Here is a 948-nt window from a genome sequence, read left to right as displayed (position 1 = left end):
GGGCTCGCCGCCGCCGACGGACGCCGGGTAGGCCAGCACCGGCGGCCCGCCGCCGGCTCGCGTCACCCGCGGTCCCCCGCCGGCTCACGCAGCACGTAGCCGACGCCACGCACGGTGTGCAGCAGCCGGGGTTCGCCACCGGCTTCGAGCTTGCGTCGCAGGTAGCTCACGAAGACCTCCAGCGAGTTGGAGGTGGGGCCGAAGTCGTAGCCCCAGACCCGCTCCATGATCATAGAGCGGGACAGCACCTGCCGCGGATGGTGGAGGAACAGCTCCAGCAGCTCGAACTCGGTCTTGGTCAGAGTCAGTTCGCGCTCGCCCCGGGTCACCTGGCGGCTGGCCTGGTCCAGACTCACGCCGCCGTAGCGCAGCACCGAGTCGGCGACCGCGCCCGACCCGCCGGCACCGCCCGCCCCGGCGGCCCGGGCGGCGAGCGCCGCCCGGCGGGTCAGCGCCCGCAGCCGGGCGAAGAGCTCCTCCAGGGCGAACGGTTTGACCAGGTAGTCGTCGGCGCCGACGTCGAGACCGCTGACCCGATCGGCCAGACCGTCACGCGCGGTCAGCATGAGCACCGGCACGTCGTCGCCGCGGGCCCGCAGCTGGCGGCAGGTCTCCAGCCCGTCGATGCGAGGCATCATCACGTCGAGGACCACGATGTCCGGCTGGTGGCGACCCACCGCGTCGAGGGCGTCCGCCCCGTCGACCGCGGTCGTCACCTCATAGCCCTCGAACCGGAGCGAGCGCTCCAGGGACTCCCGGACAGCCGCGTCGTCGTCCACCACCAGTACCCGCACGGCTCCAGTCTGCCTGTGCGCAGTGGACAGGTGGACGGCCGCCGGGCCCTCTCAGGAACACCTACCGCGGCCTTCAGGCCGGCTTCAGCCGGGCCGCCGCCCCCGGATCCCCGGCTGCGGCGGGGATCCGGCCGGTGGCGGGGGGGGTCGGCGG

1 protein-coding gene is annotated in these 948 nt (G+C 74.2%); it reads right to left on the bottom strand.

Going from position 1 to position 948, the window contains the following annotated elements:
* Window positions 1–62 precede the first annotated feature (62 nt).
* The gene (locus ND748_RS32825; RefSeq protein WP_251750136.1) at window positions 63–794 is read right to left on the bottom strand and encodes a response regulator transcription factor; all 732 of its coding nucleotides are present in this window, start codon (window positions 792–794) and stop codon (window positions 63–65) included.
* Window positions 795–948 lie beyond the last annotated feature (154 nt).

Source organism: Frankia sp. AiPs1 (assembly GCF_023716945.1).
GTDB lineage: Bacteria > Actinomycetota > Actinomycetes > Frankiales > Frankiaceae > Frankia.
The sequence above is the reverse complement of the archived record's forward strand: the minus strand, read 5'-3'. Positions and strand labels throughout refer to the sequence as shown.